The organism is Mycobacterium simiae (assembly GCF_008370645.1).
GTDB lineage: Bacteria > Actinomycetota > Actinomycetes > Mycobacteriales > Mycobacteriaceae > Mycobacterium > Mycobacterium simiae_A.
Genome location: NZ_VTZN01000500.1, coordinates 1 through 552, shown reverse-complemented (window position 1 = coordinate 552; position 552 = coordinate 1). Strand labels below are relative to the sequence as shown.

The 552-nt window shown below is 65.8% G+C and carries 1 protein-coding gene; it reads right to left on the bottom strand.

Annotation, left to right across the window (positions count from 1 at the left end):
- The coding region (locus F0Q45_RS26625; RefSeq protein WP_306439479.1) for a zinc-binding dehydrogenase at positions 1-458 on the bottom strand (458 nt) is incomplete at its 3' end.
- Positions 459-552: the final 94 nt, after the last annotated feature.

Here is a 552-nt window from a genome sequence, read left to right as displayed (position 1 = left end):
CGGGTGATGAGGTGTTCGGCGAAGACGCCCCCCAACGTCCCAGTGCCGCCGGTGATCAAGACCGTGCCCTGGCGATCCCACTCGGCGGGCGGAATCAGCACAATCTTTCCGGTGTGGCGGGCTTGGCTCATGTCCCGAAACGCGTGCCGCGCCTGCAGCAGGCCGTAGCTGGTGGTGGGCAGGGGCCGCAGGATGCCCGCGGTGAACAGTTCGGTCAGCGTCTGCCATGCCTGACGAAGGTCCGCCGGTTCCGCCACGTGCAGGTCATAAGCCTGGTAAACGACGCCGGGATGGGCCTGGGCGATATTGCCGGCCTCGCGGATGTCGGTCTTACCGATTTCGACAAAACTCCCACCGCGGGGCAACAGTCGCAACGAGCCGTCGACGAAGTCTCCGGCCAAGCTGTTGAGCACCACGTCAACGCCCTGCTGGTCGGTGGCAGCCGCGAACGTGTCCACGAAATCCAGCGTGCGCGAAGAAGCGATGCGCTCGGGCGGTACCCCCAACCCCCTGAGCACATGGTGCTTGCGCGGATGCGCGGTGCTAAAGACC